Source organism: Kitasatospora sp. NPDC048722 (genome assembly GCF_040650235.1).
Classification (GTDB): domain Bacteria; phylum Actinomycetota; class Actinomycetes; order Streptomycetales; family Streptomycetaceae; genus Kitasatospora.
On the sequence record NZ_JBEZGX010000012.1, the window covers coordinates 102,137 to 117,580 of the forward strand.

Annotated in this window: 11 protein-coding genes; 6 read left to right on the forward strand and 5 right to left on the reverse strand. The window is 73.1% G+C overall.

The window, feature by feature from the left end; translation table 11 throughout:
* Positions 1 to 373: 373 nt before the first annotated feature.
* Entirely contained in the window at positions 374 to 658 is a 285-nt protein-coding gene (locus AB0C76_RS12015; RefSeq protein ID WP_359963415.1) for a hypothetical protein, read from the reverse strand.
* Between the two features lie 237 nt (positions 659 to 895).
* Here AB0C76_RS12015 and AB0C76_RS12020 point away from each other — a divergent pair, with 237 nt between their 5' ends.
* The 3 genes from AB0C76_RS12020 to AB0C76_RS12030 all read left to right on the forward strand — a co-directional run bounded on the left by AB0C76_RS12020 (position 896) and on the right by AB0C76_RS12030 (position 7,020).
* Complete coding sequence (locus AB0C76_RS12020; RefSeq protein ID WP_359963418.1) at positions 896 to 3,841, forward strand: BTAD domain-containing putative transcriptional regulator; 2,946 nt, start codon at positions 896 to 898, stop codon at positions 3,839 to 3,841.
* A gap of 507 nt (positions 3,842 to 4,348) precedes the next feature.
* Complete coding sequence (locus AB0C76_RS12025; RefSeq protein ID WP_359963420.1) at positions 4,349 to 5,113, forward strand: class I SAM-dependent methyltransferase; 765 nt, start codon at positions 4,349 to 4,351, stop codon at positions 5,111 to 5,113.
* Positions 5,114 to 5,214: 101 nt separating this feature from the next.
* The gene (locus AB0C76_RS12030; protein WP_359963423.1) at positions 5,215 to 7,020 is read left to right on the forward strand and encodes an ATP-binding SpoIIE family protein phosphatase; all 1,806 of its coding nucleotides are present in this window, start codon (positions 5,215 to 5,217) and stop codon (positions 7,018 to 7,020) included.
* Between the two features lie 63 nt (positions 7,021 to 7,083).
* On the opposite strand, the gene AB0C76_RS12035 is transcribed toward AB0C76_RS12030, so the two are convergent.
* Positions 7,084 to 9,282, reverse strand: coding sequence for an MMPL family transporter (locus AB0C76_RS12035; protein WP_359963425.1), 2,199 nt, complete (start codon positions 9,280 to 9,282; stop codon positions 7,084 to 7,086).
* Positions 9,283 to 9,438: 156 nt separating this feature from the next.
* On the opposite strand from AB0C76_RS12035, the gene AB0C76_RS12040 reads away from it, so the two are divergent.
* Positions 9,439 to 10,068: a TetR family transcriptional regulator gene (locus tag AB0C76_RS12040; protein WP_359963428.1), complete on the forward strand. Its 630-nt coding sequence runs from the start codon at positions 9,439 to 9,441 to the stop codon at positions 10,066 to 10,068.
* 7 nt (positions 10,069 to 10,075) lie between these two features.
* Here the strand turns inward: AB0C76_RS12040 and AB0C76_RS12045 are convergent, their stop codons facing one another.
* Entirely contained in the window at positions 10,076 to 11,044 is a 969-nt protein-coding gene (locus AB0C76_RS12045) for a LysR substrate-binding domain-containing protein (protein WP_359963537.1), read from the reverse strand.
* Positions 11,045 to 11,166: 122 nt separating this feature from the next.
* Here AB0C76_RS12045 and AB0C76_RS12050 point away from each other — a divergent pair, with 122 nt between their 5' ends.
* A complete protein-coding gene (locus AB0C76_RS12050; protein WP_359963431.1) occupies positions 11,167 to 11,718 on the forward strand; it encodes a peroxiredoxin in 552 nt (183 codons plus the stop codon).
* Between the two features lie 3 nt (positions 11,719 to 11,721).
* Positions 11,722 to 12,264, forward strand: a complete 543-nt coding sequence (locus tag AB0C76_RS12055) for an alkyl hydroperoxide reductase (RefSeq protein ID WP_329927374.1) — start codon at positions 11,722 to 11,724, stop codon at positions 12,262 to 12,264.
* A gap of 88 nt (positions 12,265 to 12,352) precedes the next feature.
* On the opposite strand, the gene AB0C76_RS12060 is transcribed toward AB0C76_RS12055, so the two are convergent.
* Both AB0C76_RS12060 and AB0C76_RS12065 read right to left on the reverse strand, forming a co-directional pair.
* Positions 12,353 to 13,846, reverse strand: coding sequence for an AI-2E family transporter (locus AB0C76_RS12060; protein WP_359963434.1), 1,494 nt, complete (start codon positions 13,844 to 13,846; stop codon positions 12,353 to 12,355).
* Positions 13,847 to 14,329: 483 nt separating this feature from the next.
* Positions 14,330 to 15,088, reverse strand: coding sequence for a transglycosylase SLT domain-containing protein (locus tag AB0C76_RS12065; RefSeq protein ID WP_359963437.1), 759 nt, complete (start codon positions 15,086 to 15,088; stop codon positions 14,330 to 14,332).
* Positions 15,089 to 15,444: the final 356 nt, after the last annotated feature.

Sequence of the window (15,444 nt, forward strand, 5' to 3'; positions counted from 1 at the left end):
CCGCGAATGGACCGCCGACCCGACCCACGTCACCCCGGCCCCCGCCCCGACCCCCACCCCGGCCGACCACGGCCCCGACGCCGATCCGGACCCGGTGAGATCCGGCCACCGAGGCCCGAGACGGTCGCCGCCAATTCCGGCAAAATCACGGCAAACTACAACAGTTCGGGCTGAAGCGAGTTCCTGCTGAACCCGATATTCCGGAACGCGGAACGGTGCTGCCTGGCACGTTACGGATATCCGCAGTCACCTTGGGTGCGCCGTGGACGTGAAATAGCCACCGCCCGCCGCGAACCCGTATTCACGAGGCCGCAACCGCGCGTGCCCCCGCCCGCCGAACGCGGGAAGCGGGGGCACAGTTCCAGGACGCGGGTTACGGCTGGCTCCAGATGACACCCTGCGGCTCGTAGACCTCACCGGGCTCGCCGGTCGCCGGCTTGGCGGGCTCGACGACGTGCTCGGACTCGTCGCCGAGCAGCTGCTGCTCCATGGCCGCCTTCTCGGCGGCGGTGGGCTCGGTGTAGGTGGTCGGGTCCGAGGACGCGGCCACCGCGCCCTCGACAGCCTTGCCGGCCTCCACAGCGGCAGCCGGGGCCGACGTCTTCGCCTCGGCGTCGGGCGTCGTCGGCACCGGGGTCTCGCTCTGGTCGTTGGCCATTGGGCGGCCGCCTTTCGGTCATCAATGTCTTCAGCCCGACCTGCTTGGCGCGGGCGCGCGGACAGTATCGTAGGGTTGATTAAATGTCCGATAAACATCGTGCGACTTGCGGTGCTGTCCGGCAGAGTCGGCCGTCCGCCTAAGCTGAACCGACCACGGCGGACCGCCGAGCGCCCTTCACGGAATCGACACCAAAGGCCATCGGGGGACTTCATGGAGTTTCGGGAGACGCCGCCTGTGCCTGCGCTGCGCTTCCAGGTCCTCGGTCCTGTCCAGGCCTGGCTCGACGAGAAACCGCTGTCGCTCGGGTCCCCCCAGCAGCAGGCGATTCTGACCGCCCTTCTGCTGCATTCCGGCCGCCCGGTCACCACCCAGGACCTCGTCGACGGCCTGTGGGGAGACCGCCCACCCGCGCAGGCCGTCGCCGCGCTGCGCACCTACGTCTCCCGCCTGCGCACCGTCATCGAACCCCGCCGCGAGGTCCGCGCACCCGCCGAGCTGCTGGTCTCGGTCGCCGACGGCTACGCCCTGCGCATCCCCGGCGACGCACTCGACGTGACGGTCTTCGAGAACCTCTCCGCCGAGGCCGCCGCCGCCCGGACCGCGGGCGACCTCCACGAGACGCACCGCCTCCTCGTCCGCGCCCTCGGGCTGTTCAGCGGGCGCCCGCTCACCGGCATCCCCGGCCCCTACGCGGAGGCGCAACGACTGCGGCTGGCCGAGCGTCAGGTCGCGGCCTCCGAGGACATGTGCGCGGCAGCCCTCGACATCGGACTGCACGCCGAGGTGGTGGGTGAGCTGAACTCGCTCACCGCCGAGCACCCCCTTCGGGAGCGGCTGCGGGAACTGCTGATGCTCGCCCTGTACCGCTGCGGCAGGCAGGCCGAGTCCCTGGGCGTCTACACCGACACCCGCAAGCTCCTCATCGACGAGCTCGGGGTCGAACCCGGGGCCGGCCTGTCCGCGATGCACTCGCGCATCCTCGCCGCCGACCCGACGCTCTCCCTCCCCGCCGCCCCGGTTCGCGAGGACGGTCCGCCGGCGCCTCCACCGCCGGCCCAACTCCCGGCTGACGTATCGGACTTCAGCGGTAGATCGGGACTCGTCACCGACCTCTCCGCAGTCCTGATGAACGCCACCGGGCAGGCGGTCGTGGTGACCTCACTGGCCGGCATCGGCGGCGTCGGGAAGACGACGCTCGCGGTCCACGTGGCCCACCGGGTGCGGGGCGAGTTCCCGGACGGGCAGCTGTACGTCGACCTGCGCGGCGCGGGCGCCTCGCCGGCCGATCCCGCCGTGGTCCTGGGCGACTTCCTGCACGCACTCGGTGCCACCGAGAACCCCGACTCGCTCGAACAACGCGCGGCCCTGTACCGCTCCCTGCTGGCCAACCGGCGGATGCTGATCCTGCTGGACAACGCCCGGGACGCCGAACAGATCCGCCCGCTCATTCCCGGCGTTTCCGGCTGCGCCGTGCTGGCCACCAGCCGGTCCCGGCTGGCCGGTATCCCCGGCGCCCACCTGGTGGACGTCGAGGAGCTGACGCCCGACGAGGCGCTGGCGCTCTTCTCGGCCATCGTCGGTGAACACCGGGTGGCGGCGGAGCCGGAGGCCGCCATGGCCGTCGTGTCCGCGTGCGGGTTCCTGCCGCTGGCCGTCAGGATCGCGGCCGCCCGGCTGGCCAGCCGGCCGCGGTGGAGCGTCTCGGACCTCGCCCGGCGGTTAGCCGATCAACGGCGCCGGCTGGACGAGCTGCAGCTCGGCAACCTCGCGGTCGAGACCACGATCGGCCTCGGCTACGGACAGCTGTCCCCCGCCGAAGCCCGCGCCTTTCGGCTGCTCTCGCTGATCGACTCCCCCGACTTCCCCCTGGCGGCCGCGGCCGCGCTGCTCGGCATGGACGAGGACGCGGCGGAAGGCCTCGCCGAGGCCCTCGTCGAGGCCAACATGCTGGAGTGCTTCACCCCCGGCCGCTACCGGTACCACGACCTGCTCCGGCTCTACGCCCAGCGGCAGAACGAGCGCGTGGGCGACAAGGAGGACCAGCAGGCCGCCATCCGTCGGCTGCTCGACCTCCTGCTGCCCACGGTCCGCAACTCGGCGCAGGCCATCGAGCCGGACGACCAGCTGCCGGAACCGCTCAACCCGATCGGCGCACCGGGCCGTTCGCTGCCCACGGGGCCGGCCGCCCAGGAGTGGCTGCGGGCCGAGACCGCGCTGCTGTTCAGCTCGGTCGAGGCCGCCGTCGCGGGTCCGAGCGAGCTCCTGCGCCCGGCCGTGGACCTGTTGATCGTGCTCAACAGCCTGGTCGAGGACCCGACCCACGGCCCGCGCATGCACCGGATGCTGGAGACCGCCGAGCGCAACGCGGAGACGTACGGGGACTCCGCCGCCCTCGCCCGGGTGCACTTCGCCTTCGGCACCCTCCAGTCGATCGGCGGGGACTTCCAGCAGGCGGAGCTGTCCCTGCGCCGGAGCCTCGGTCTGCACAGCAACGAGGACATGTCGGTCATGCGGTCGATGGCGGCCAACGCGCTGGGAGCCATCCTGAGCATGGCCAACCGCGCGGACGAGGCACTGCCGTTCCTCGAACAGGCCCTCGCCATCAGCCGCGTCGTGGGTGCTCCGATCAGCGAGGCCAGGCTCCTCGGAAACCTCGCCCGGGCGCAGCTCGGGCTCGGACAGACCGCGACGGCCGTACGGTCGGTCACCGAGGCCGTCGGCACCGCACGCGCGTCGAAGAACGGCCCCTGCCTCGCCGACACGCTGTACCAGCTCGGCGTCGTCATCTCGTCGACCGAAGCCCCGGCCGCCGCCGTGGGACACCTGCGCGAGGCGCACCAGCTGTACCGGTCCCAGCAGAACCGTCTGCGCGAGGGCTACACCCTGGCCAGGCTCTCGTCCGCCCTGCTCGCCGCGGGCCAGCACGCCGAGGCGGCCGAGGCGGCCGAGGAGTCGCTGTCCATCGGACAGGAAATGGACGGCGCCTACTGCCAGGGCCTCGCCAACGCCGCGCTCGGCGAGGCGCTGCTGGCGCTCGCGCAGCCGGCCCGCGGGCTGGCGTGTCTGCGGGAGGCGCACGCGATGTTCACGCGGCTCGGTGTGCCGGAGGCCTCCCCCGTGGCGGACCTCATCTCCCAGCAGCACACCGAGCCTGCCTCTTCCTCTCCCCCGGCGCCGTGAGGCCTCCGCCCCCCAGCGGAGATCCTCCCCCGATTCGCGTTGCGTCGGCGCTCCCGCAGCCCCCCGGCTGCGGGAGCGCCCTCAACGCTTCCCCGGCGCTGGTCCCTACTGTGCACCGCGCCGATTGACGTTCGATAAACGTCCGATTGTCAGCCTGCGGAGCGGTGAAAAGCGCAGGTCAACACCCACGCCCCCGGCGTGCTGTGCGGCGTGCGGGACCGGTTCGCACCACCCCGGCCCGCACCGTCGTGCTTCCGCAACACCGTCCACAACGGCCCAAGTACGACGAGTTGGCCGGAAAGGGGCCCCACGGCGGTGTGATCACGCATATTCTCAGATGCCAGTGCACACACAAGTGTCTGCCGGCGACGTGCCAGAGTTTCGGAATGCCCAGTTCTCAGCGTGCGGAGTGCAGTCCGTCCGTGTGATGCGGGGAGCGTGACGCACCGCCACCGGCAGCGGCCGGCCAGGCTGGCGGAGGCCAGGGTGGAAGGGTGCCTCTCTATCGTGACGACCGGACAGATATCGGACCCGTTCCCCGTCGGCGAGGACGCGGGTGACGACGAGCCCGACGCCCGGCGGCGCCGGGCCGTACGGGCGTTGCAGGCGGTCGCCTTCGACACGATCGGCGCCGGGTACGGCGAGGCGTTCCCGGCCAAGGACGGGCAGCTCGCGTGCGCACGGCGGCTGCTGGCGGAGCTGGAGCCGGGCGCCCGGGTCCTCGACGTCGGCTGCGGCACCGGGGAGCCGACGGTCCGCCAGCTGACCGCGGGCGGACTGCGGGTCATCGGGACGGACCTCTCGGACGTGATGCTCACGCTGGCCGCGCAGGCGCACCACCAGGGGGAGCACCCGCCCGTCTACCACCGGATCGACCTCTACGACCTGGGCACCGAGCGCGCCGGGCGGGTCTGGAACGTGCCCGGGCTCGGGCCGGACGGCGCGGGCGGGTTCGCCGCCGTCACCGCGTTCTTCTCGTTGATCCTGCTGCCGCAGGACGAGATCCCGACCGTTCTCGGCCGGCTGCACGCGCTGCTGCGGCCGGGCGGGCTGCTGGCGCTCGGGATGGTCGAGGCCGATCTGGATCACGTTCCGCTTCCGTTCCTTGGCAGAGAGCTGCGGATCAGCGGGTATCTGCGGGAGGATCTGGAACGGGTTCTGGTCGCGTCCGGATTCGCCGTCGAGGAGTGTTCGGGGCACCCGTACGCGCCGGCCAGTACCTCGCTGCCGCCGGAGGAGCAACTGTTCCTCTGCTGTCGACGCGTCGGCTGACCGCCCGGCGGCGGCTCCCGAGCACGCCGACAGCCGCGACAGCGGAAGAGACCAGCAAGCAGAACACCCCAGAGCCCACCCCGAGCCCAGGACAGGCAGCCGTGCGCGACCAGCTCAACACCGAGGCCGGACAGCCGCCTGCGCTCCCCCAGCCGCGCAGCGAACCCGCGGTGGCCGGGCGCGACGACGTCGCCGGGCGCCTCGGCTGGCTCGACTCGGCGACCCGGCGGATCAACAGCGCCCTCGACCTCGCCGCGACGCTGCGCAACGTCGGCCGGGTGCTGGTCCCGGCCCTCGCCGACGCCGCCGTCGTCCACCTGCGCGACCCGCTGCCCAACGTCGAGCGCGAACCCGGCTTCCCCGACGAGCTGCGGATCCACTACAGCACCGGCACCCGGATCGGGCGCCAGGGCCGCCCCAGCGGCGCGGAGGACCGCCGGCGCACCCGCTGGGGCACCCGCTCGAACGCCGACGGCGGGCCCGCCACCCCGGTGACCCGCGGCGGCGCCCTCGCGCACGCCCTGCTCAGCCGCCGGCCCGCCGAGGCCGCCGTGATCGGCACGCCCGGCGCCGAGCGCACCGAGACGCTGCTGCGCGAGCTGTACGGCGCCCGCGGGCTGGCCCGGCTCGGCGCGGGCACGTCCGTCCTCGCGCTGCCGCTGCGCGGGCGCAAGGCGGTGCTCGGTCTGCTCGTCCTGATCCGACGGCCTCCCGAACGCACCGGCCGCCCGGCGTTCGACGCCGCGGACACCGCGACCGCGGCCCACCTCGCGACCCAGGCCGGGCTGGCCGTCGACACCGCCCTGCGGTACGCCCGCGAGTGGGAGATAGCCAACGAACTCCAGCGCAGCATGCTGCCGTTGCGCCTCCCGCAGCCGCACGGCGTGCGCCTCGCCCAGCGCTACCTGCCCGGCGAGCGCGGTGCCCAGGTCGGCGGCGACTGGTACGACGCGGTGCCGCTGCCCGGCAACCGGGTCGCCCTGATCGTCGGCGACGTCATGGGCCACTCGCTCACCTCGGCCGCCATCATGGGCCAGCTCCGCACCAGCGCGCAGACCCTGGCCGCGCTCGACCTGCCGCCCCACGAGGTGCTCTACCACCTGGACGAACAGGCCCAGCGGCTCGGCCGCGAACAGCACCTGGCCACCTGCGTCTACGCGGTGTACGACCCGATCGCCAACCGCGTGGTGATCGCCAACGCCGGGCACGTCCCGCCGGTGCTCGTGCGGCCGGACGGGACGGCCGAGCTGGTCGAGCTCGACTCCGGGGCGCCCATCGGCGTCGGCGGGGTCGACTTCAACTCCGTCGAACTGCCCGCCCCGCCCGGATCGGCCCTGCTGCTGTTCACCGACGGCCTGGTCGAGACCCGCAGCCGCCCGCTCAGCGACGGCCTCGAACTGCTCCGCGCCAAGATCGCCGGCTCCTCCTGGCACGCCCCAGAGCAGCTGTGCCAGGAGGCGCTGCGGATCCTGCCGCCGGGCGACCGCGGCGACGACATCGCCCTGCTCGGCGCCTGCTTCGACGGCATCCCGGCCGGGGACGTCGCGCACTGGTACCTCCAGCCGCGCAACGAGACGCCGGGCCGGGCCCGCCGGCTGGCCGCGCACACGCTGCGCCGCTGGGGACTCGGCGAGCTCAGCGAGGCGACCGAACTGATGGTCAGCGAGCTCGTCACCAACGCCGTCCAGCACGCGACGCGTCCGGTCACCCTGAGCCTGGTGCGCACCACCAGGCTGCGCTGCGAGGTCGGCGACGACAGCCCGCTGCTGCCCCGCCCGCGCCGGACCGGCCCCGAGGACGAGCGGGGGCGCGGGCTGCAGATAGTGGCCCGCTGCGCCGACCGCTGGGGCGCGACCAGGCTGGGCACCGGCAAGGTGGTCTGGTTCGAGCAGCGGCTGCCGCAGTAACGACCGTGACGACAGCCGTGCCCGGCGGGAACGCCTCCCGCCGGGCACGGCTCGTGGGGCCGGTCAGACCCCGGCCGGCTGCTTCGCCTCCCCCGGCTGCCGCTCCGGTTCCCGTTCCAGCCGCGCGATCAACTGCTCGCCCTCCATGTCCACCCGCGGCACGATCTTCTCCAGCCGCTTCGGGAACCACCACGCGGCCTTGCCGAACAGCGCCATCGCGGCCGGCACCAGCGCCATCCGCACGACGAAGGCGTCCACCAGCACGCCCACCGCGAGGGCGAAGCCGATCGGCTGGACGATCGGGTCGTGGCCGAAGACGAACGAGCCGAACACCGCCACCATGATCAGCGCGGCCGCCGTCACCACCCGGGCGCCGCCTCGCACCCCGGCCACCACGGCCTCCCGGGGCGCCGTGCCGTGGACGTGCTGCTCCTTCATCCCGGAGACCAGGAACAGCTCGTAGTCCATCGCCAGCCCGAACAGCACCCCGATCAGCAGGATCGGCACGAAGCTCACCACCGGTCCGACCTTCGGCACGTCGATCAGGCCGTCGAGCCAGCCCCACTGGTAGACCGCGACCACGGCGCCGAGCGAGGCGGTGATGCTGAGCAGGAACCCGGCCACCGCCTTGAGCGGGACCAGCACCGAGCGGAACGCCAGCGCCAGCAGCACCATCGCGATGCCGACGATGACCGCGAGGAAGGGCGGCAGCGCCTGGCCGAGCTTGGTGGAGACGTCGATGTTCGCGGCCGTGGTGCCGGTGACGGCGATGCCGGCCCCGGTCGAGGCCTTCAACTCGGCGCGCTGGTCGCGGATCTCGTTGACGAGCGACTTGGTGGCCTCGTCGTCGGGCCCGGTCCGCGGGATGACGGTCAGCAGGGCCGTCCCACTGGCCCGGTCGACGGCGGGCGGCAGCAGCGTCTGCACGCCCTTCAGCGTCTGCAGCTCCGCCGCCACGCCCTGCACGGCCCGCTCGGGCTGCGGCGTGCCCTTCGCGTCCACCACGACGACGAGCGGCGCGTTGAACCCGGGCCCGAAGCCCTCGCTGACCAGGTCGTACGCCTTGCGCGCGTCCGTCCCCGCGGCCTGCGAACCGCCGCCCGGCAGGCCGAGGCTGAGGCTCGCGGCGGGCACCGCGAGGACGCCGAGCCCGGCCAGGCCGACGAGCAGGACGGGCAGCGGGCGGCGCACGACGAAACCGGCCCAGCGCTCGCCCATCGTGGTGGTGCCGCCCGTGCGCATGGCCCGCCGCCAGACCGGAAGCCGGTCGATCCGGCGGCCGACGAAGCCGAGCAGCGCGGGCAGCAGCGTGATCGCCACCAGGACGGCCACGACGACGGCGCCGGAGGCGGCGAGGCCCATCACGGTGAGAAACGGGACGCCCGCGACGGCGAGCCCGGCGAGCGCCACGACGACGGTCAGGCCCGCGAACACGACGGCGCTGCCGGCGGTCGCGGTGGCGCGGGCCGCGGCCTCCTCGGGCGTCAGGCCCTCGTCCAGGTGGCGGCGGTGGCGGGAGAGGATGAACAGCGCGTAGTCGATCCCGACCGCGAGCCCGACCATGAGCGCCAGCACGGGCGCGGTGGTGATGATCTCGAACGAGCCGGTGAGCGCGAGCAGTCCGGCCATCGCGGCGCCGACGCCGACCAGCGCGGTGAGCAGCGGCAGTCCGGCGGCGACCAGCGAGCCGAGGGTGATCACCAGCACCACGCCGGCCACCGCGAGGCCGATCGCCTCGCCGCCGTCGACCTGGGCCATCCGGTTGTACGCGTCGCCGCCGAAGGCGACGTCCAGCCCGGCCGCGCGGGCCGGTTCGGCGGCTGCCCTGACCGCCTCGCGCTGCTGGTCGGTGATGTCGCCGAGCTTGCGGTCGAAGGAGACCAGTGCGATCGCGACCTTGCCGTCCGGCGAGACCGCGCCGGTGGCGTACGGGTCGGGCGCGGCGGCCACGCCCGGGACGGCGGCGATCCGGTGGACGGCCTCGCTGACCGCGCGGCCCGCGTCCGGCGCCTTGATGCCCTCGGCAGCCGGGGCGGCGAAGACGATCTGCGCGGAGCCGTGGCCCTGCTGCGGGAAGGCGTCCTTGATCCGGTCGAGGGTCGCCTGCGCCTCGGTGCCGGGGACCTTGAACTCGTTACCGGTCTTGCCCGCGAACGCCCCGGCGGCACCGCCGACGGCGATCAGCACGGCGATCCAGACGGCCAGGACGGCCCGTCTGCGCCGGAAGCAGTAGCGGCCCAATCGGTACAGGTACGTGGCCATGGCTGACCCTTCGGTCCGGTCGTCGGGCAGGCGGGTGCCTGACCAGGTCTCGGATCCACCGTACGCTCGACTTTGTCGGATGACAAAGTCGATCGACACGAGCAATCGACAGATTCGTTCGACGCAGTTGCCCGACCATGGCGATACCCTGGCTGGATGGCACACGTCCCCGCCGCAGAACGGCGGCCCCAGCTGGTGCAGGCCGCCCTCGACCTGATGAGCCGCGAGGGCATCGCGGCCGGCAGCACCCGGGCGATCGCGGCCGAGCTCGGCGTGGCCCAGGCGACGGTGCACTACACCTTCGGCACCAAGAAGGACCTCTACCGGGCCGTCGTCGAGCAGCTGACCGCCGACTTCATCGGCCAGGTCCGGGCGGCCTCCCCCGGCGACGGCCCGTTCGGCGAGCAGGTCCGCACGCTCGTGCACGCGCTCTGGGACGCCGCGACCGGCGAGGAGGGGCGCTGCGTGCTGCTCAGCGAGTTCGGCGCGCTGGCGATGCGCGACGCCGACCTGCAGGAGATCATGCTGGCGCTCCAGCGCGAGGTCGAGGGCACGGCGACCGAGATGCTCACCGCGCTCGCGGCGGCGCACGGGCTGACCCTGCCGATGCCGGCGCGCGAGATCGCCGTCCACTTCCTCAGCGGCTTCGACGGCCTGACGGCGCGCTACCTCGCGCTGGGCGCGGAGCCCGCCGCCGAGCCGGACGCGGACACCGTGCGGGCGCTCGACCTGCTGGTGGCGACGACGGTCGGACTGTGCCTGGCGGCGCCGGCGGAGATCCCCTAGTCACGCCCTACTCGACGATCCGGACCGGGAGTTCGGCCAGGACCTCGCGCAGCGAGGCGGCGAAACGGTCGTACTCGGTGCTGCGGGCCGAGCCCGGGCGGGTGGCCAGGCCGATGCGCCGGCCGGGCGCGGGGGCGGCGAAGCGCACGGCGGCGAGCCGGTCGGCGCGACCGGCCTCGACGTCCAGGGCGGTCGCGGGCAGCAGCGTCACGCCGAGGCCCCCGGCGACGAGTTGGACCAGTGTGGACAGGCCGGCCGCCCGGGTGGTCGACCCGGCCGGGTCGGCGCCGACCTCGCGGCAGATGTCGAGGGCCTGGTCGCGCAGGCAGTGGCCCTCCTCCAGCAGCAGCACGTCCAGGTCGAGCAGCACGTCGCGCGGGACGTCGATCCGCCCGGCGAGCGGGTGCCCGGGCGGGGTCAGCAGCACGAAGTCCTCGTCGAACAGCGGGATGTCCCGGGTCGGCGAGGTGCCGCCGGCCGGGAGCGCGAGCAGCAGGACGTCCAGCCGCCCGACCGCCAGCCCCTCCAGCAGGGAGGGCGTGCGCTCCTCGTGGACGTGCAGCTCCAGCTCCGGGTAGCGGTCGCGGACCAGCCGCAGGACGGTGGGCAGCAGGTAGGGCGCGACGGTCGGGATGACGCCGAGGTGCAGCGGCCCGGTGAACGGGCGGCGCGCGGCCTCGACCTCCTCGGTGAGCGCCTGGAGCGACGCGAGCACCCGGCGGGCGTGCGCGTGCACCCGCTCCCCCAGTGGCGTCACGATCACCTTGCGCGTCGTACGCTCGACGAGTTGGGCACCCAATGACTCCTCCAGTGCCGCGACCGCTCCGGAGAGCGCGGGCTGGCTGGTGCCGGTGGCGGCGGCCGCCTCGCGGAAGTGCCGGTGCTCGGCGACCGCGACGAACGCCCTGAGCTGCGCGAGCGTGGGCGCGCGGGGACTGCGAACGGGGCCGGGGGCGCCGGCGGACTGGTTATTGATAACTTTCTCCGATCAGACACATCGAGTGTAGCTATTTCCCTGATCAGTCCACGATGTGGAATCGTGGAGCCCTGTCCGCAATCCGGACAACTCCCCGCAGTCTCACTTCAGGAGAAGCGAACGTGCTCACGATCGGTGACAAGTTCCCCGAGTTCGACCTCAAGGCCTGTGTCGACCTCGACGCCGCGAACGCCTTCGCCGACATCAACCACAAGTCCTACGAGGGCAAGTGGAAGATCGTCTTCTTCTGGCCGATGGACTTCACCTTCGTCTGCCCGACCGAGATCGCCGCCTTCGGCAAGCTGAACGACGAGTTCGCCGACCGCGACGCCCAGATCCTGGGTGTCTCGGGCGACTCCGAGTTCGTGCACCACGCCTGGCGCAAGGACCACAAGGACCTGCGCGACCTGCCCTTCCCGATGCTGGCCGACGTCAAGCACGAGCTGATGCAGGCCTGCGGCGTCGAGGCCGCCGACGGCACCGCCCAGCGCGCGGTGTTCATCGTCGACCCGAACAACGAGGTCCAGTTCGTCATGGTGACCGCCGGCTCCGTCGGCCGTAACCCGAAGGAGGTCCTGCGCGTGCTGGACGCCCTGCAGACCGACGAGCTGTGCCCCTGCAACTGGAACAAGGGCGAGGACACCCTCGACGCCCAGGCCCTGCTGGCGGGCTGACCCATGGCCCTCGACGACCTGAAGTCCGCCCTCCCGGACTACGCCAAGGACCTCAAGCTCAACCTGGGCTCGGTCATCGGCAACTCCGACCTCCCCGCCCAGCAGCTGTGGGGCACCGTCCTCTCCTGCGCGATGGCCACCCGCAGCCCCGCCGTGCTGCGCGAGCTGGAGCCCGAGGCCAAGGCCAACCTCTCCCCGGAGGCGTACAACGCCGCCAAGGGCGCCGCGGCCGTCATGGGGATGAACAACGTCTACTACCGGACGCTGCACCTGCTCTCCGACAAGGAGTACAGCAGCATGCGGGCCGGTCTGCGGATGAACATCATCGGCACTCCGGGCGTCGAGAAGGTCGACTTCGAGCTCTGGTGCTTCGCGGTCTCGGCCATCAACGGCTGCGGCCAGTGCCTCGACTCGCACGAGGCCGTGCTGCGCAAGGCCGGCGTCGAGCGCGAGGTCATCCAGGCCTCGATGAAGATCGCCGCCGTGCTCCAGGCCGTGGCCGGCGTCCTCGACTCCGAGGCCGCCCTCGCCGCCGTCGACGCCTGACGGACGCGCGCGTACCCGAAGGGCCCCGCCGGACAGCCGTCCGGCGGGGCCCTTCCGTCGTCCCGGTCGACCGGTCGGCCCGGTCGTCTCAGTCGGCGACCGGAGCCGGGGCGGGAGCGGCGGCCGGGGGCGCGGCGGTGCGCCCGGCCGCCTCGCGGGCGTTCTCCAGCGCGGTGAACACGGCCTGCCCGGCCTCGTTGCGCTTGCGCAGGTGGGTCACGACGGTGTTGGTGACGGCGATCAGCGGGACGGCCACGACCGCGCCGCCGATGCCGCCGATGATGCCGCCCGCCGCGACGCCGAGCACGACGCCCAGCGGGTGGACCCGCACCGCGCGCCCGAGGATGAGCGGCTGGAGCACGTGGCTCTCGATCTGCATCACCGCGACGAGCACGACCAGCACCATCAGCGCCGTCCACGGGCCCTGCGTGACCAGCGCGATCAGGACCGCCGCGGTGCCCGTGACGAGCGCGCCGACCAGCGGCACGAAGGCGCCCAGGAAGATGATCACGGCCAGCGGCATCGCCATCGGCACGCCCAGCAGGTCGATCCCGATGCCGATGCAGACCGCGTCGATGAACGCCACGCACACGGTGCCGCGCACGTACGCGGTCAGTGTCGTCCAGGCCTTCGGCCCGGCCCCGGCCATCGCGAAGCGGGAGTGCCGGGGCAGCCCGCGCAGCGCCCAGTTCCAGATCTTCTGGCCGTCGTAGATGAAGAAGAACGTGGTGAAGAAGGTCATCAGCACCGCGGTCAGCACCTCGACGGCGATCTGCGCGGTGGTGAGCGAGGCCGAGGTGATCTGGTCCGTGTTGGTGGTGATCGCCTTGGTGATCTGGTTGGCGAAGTCGGTGATCTGCTGCTGGGTCAGGTGCAGCGGGCCGTCGATCAGCCAGTCCCGCAGCTGGATGACACCCTTCTGGACCTGACTGGTGACGTCCGACAGGTTCGTGCTGACCTGCCAGACCACGAACCAGCCGACCAGCCCTATCCCGGCCAGGCCGCTCAGGAACACCCCGACGGCCGCGAGCGGGCGCGGCACGCCGTGGCGGCGCAGCCAGGAGACCGAGGGCTCCAGCAGCGCCGAGATCAGCAGCGAGGCCAGCACCGAGAAGGCGACCAGCCGCAGCATGTCGACGACGTAGAAGACGACGTAGAGCGCGGCGCCGAGCAGCAGCAGCCGCCAGGTGGACTCGGCGGCGACCCGCAGACCCCACGGCACGGCCTCGACGGGCGTCGCGGGCCGGCCGGGGTGGTACTCCCGGGGGTGCGCGCCCTGGGCACCCGGCGCGACCGGCGCCGGAGCGGCCGGTTCCACCGGGGCGGGCGGCGCCTCCGCGACGGGGGCGGGGTCGGTGCGCGGGACGGGCAGCGGCCCGGCCGCGTCGGCCGGGGCCGGTGCGGCCACGGCGGCGGGCGCGCCGGCCCGGTCGGTGTCCGGGAGGGCGTCCGGGAGCGGGACGGCGTCGTGCGGATCGGCCGCCATCGCGGCCCGCCGGCGCCGTTCGATCACGGCGGCCGCACTCGCCACCACGGCCATGCCCTTGGCCACGGCCTTGAAGGCCTTCCCGCCCCGCGCCATCCTCGCTACCACCGCTCCCGTGCCGGTCCGCCGTCGCCCGGCGGTACGCCGTGCGTCACGCCACGGCCGTCAGGGATGACGCTACCCGCCCGGGGCGGGGTGCGACCGGCCGCCCGGCGGGTTCGGCCCGGCCGACTCCGGTTCGAACGCACCCACCCGGCGGGCAAACACCCGTAAATGGGGACGGAACGCAAGGTTTCGGATGCACGACGCTGGGGAGGTGTCGGAGCGAGACCCCGAAGCCGGAGCGGCCCCCAGCCATCCGCCGGCGGACCGGTCGGCGCGGGAAGCAAAACCAGGACCCCTTCCCGCGCCCCGCGTCCGCACCCCGGACCGCACCGCCCGTGAGCGCGTTGGTCAGCGCGGCCGGGCGGCGCGGCCCGCCCGCCCGGCGGGGTCGCGAACGACACGGCCCCCGGGCGCTCAGCGGGTGAGCGGCCGGGGGCCGTGGCCTTGCGTGGAGTCCGCCGCGGCGGGTGGCTCCTAGTACCAGCTGTGGGCCTGCCAGAACGACCAGGCGCCGCAGGGGCTGCCGTAGCGGCTGTTCATGTAGCTGAGGCCCCACTGGATCTGGGTCGCCGGGTTGGTGCGCCAGTCGGCACCGGCCGAGGCCATCTTGGAGCCGGGCAGCGCCTGGACCAGGCCGTAGGCACCGGAGCTCTTGTTGGTCGCGGTGTAGTCCCAGCCGCTCTCGCGCTTCACGATCTGGCTGAAGCACTGGAACTGGGTGTCGTTGCCGACGATCTGCCGCGCGATGTCCTGCACCGAGCCCGGACTGACCGAGACCGGCGGGGCGCTGTTGTCCGTGGCGGCCAGGGCCGAGCGGGCCTTGGAGCGGTTGGCGGCCTCGTCGGCCTGCCGCTTCGCCTGGGCGTCCGCGGCCGCCTTGGCGGCGGCGTCGGCCTTGGCCTGCGCGTCCGCCTTCGCCTGGGCGTCGGCGGCGGCCTTCTGGCGCGCGGCCTCCTCGGCGGCCTTCTGCTCCGCGGCGGCCTTGGCGGCAGCCTCGGCAGAGGCCTGCTGGGAGGACGCCTGCTGGCCGATGTTGTCACTGATGATCTGCGCCTGGGCGCCAGAGGGGACTTCGGCGAGCAAGGTCGCGCCGGCGACGTCGACCGTCTGCGTGGTCTTGCCCTCGCTGCCCGAGGCCACACCCACGACGGCACCGACGGCGGTGACGGCGGTGGCGGAGGCCACAGCAACTCCCCGGACCGAGATCCGAGTCACATGGTTTCCTTCCAGCATCGCCCACGCGTGACCGTGCGGACGCAACATGCCCCTTGGCACGGACCTCCGTAGCTGCTCTGGTCACGGGAGGTGCTGGCCCGGCGTCCGGCCGAGGTGAGGCGACCGGGCGTTTGAATCGGGCGGCGTACGGCTCATCGGTTTTCAATTGTGCGTCCACCGAACGGAGTTGGCGGACCTTCCGGGCCGGACTCCGGTCACCCGGAAGCCCTGCCGCGCCGTACGCGGGGCCTGACAGAAACCTCACCATGCCGCACCGGACACGTTCGACGCAATTCCCGTCCGCGTGGCGCATGTCACATTCATCGCACGGGAGTTCTCCGGACAGACAGGTACTCGATGTGATGAAACGGACG

Bases quoted from the DNA above. Each gene is read 5' to 3' on its own strand.
- AB0C76_RS12015 (WP_359963415.1), bottom strand. From the start codon at position 658: ATGGCCAACGACCAGAGCGAGACCCCGGTGCCGACGACGCCCGACGCC.
- AB0C76_RS12035 (WP_359963425.1), bottom strand. From the start codon at position 9,282: ATGGCCACGTACCTGTACCGATTGGGCCGCTACTGCTTCCGGCGCAGA.
- AB0C76_RS12040 (WP_359963428.1), top strand. From the start codon at position 9,439: ATGGCACACGTCCCCGCCGCAGAACGGCGGCCCCAGCTGGTGCAGGCC.
- AB0C76_RS12055 (WP_329927374.1), top strand. From the start codon at position 11,722: ATGGCCCTCGACGACCTGAAGTCCGCCCTCCCGGACTACGCCAAGGAC.
- AB0C76_RS12060 (WP_359963434.1), bottom strand. From the start codon at position 13,846: ATGGCGCGGGGCGGGAAGGCCTTCAAGGCCGTGGCCAAGGGCATGGCC.
- AB0C76_RS12065 (WP_359963437.1), bottom strand. From the start codon at position 15,088: ATGCTGGAAGGAAACCATGTGACTCGGATCTCGGTCCGGGGAGTTGCT.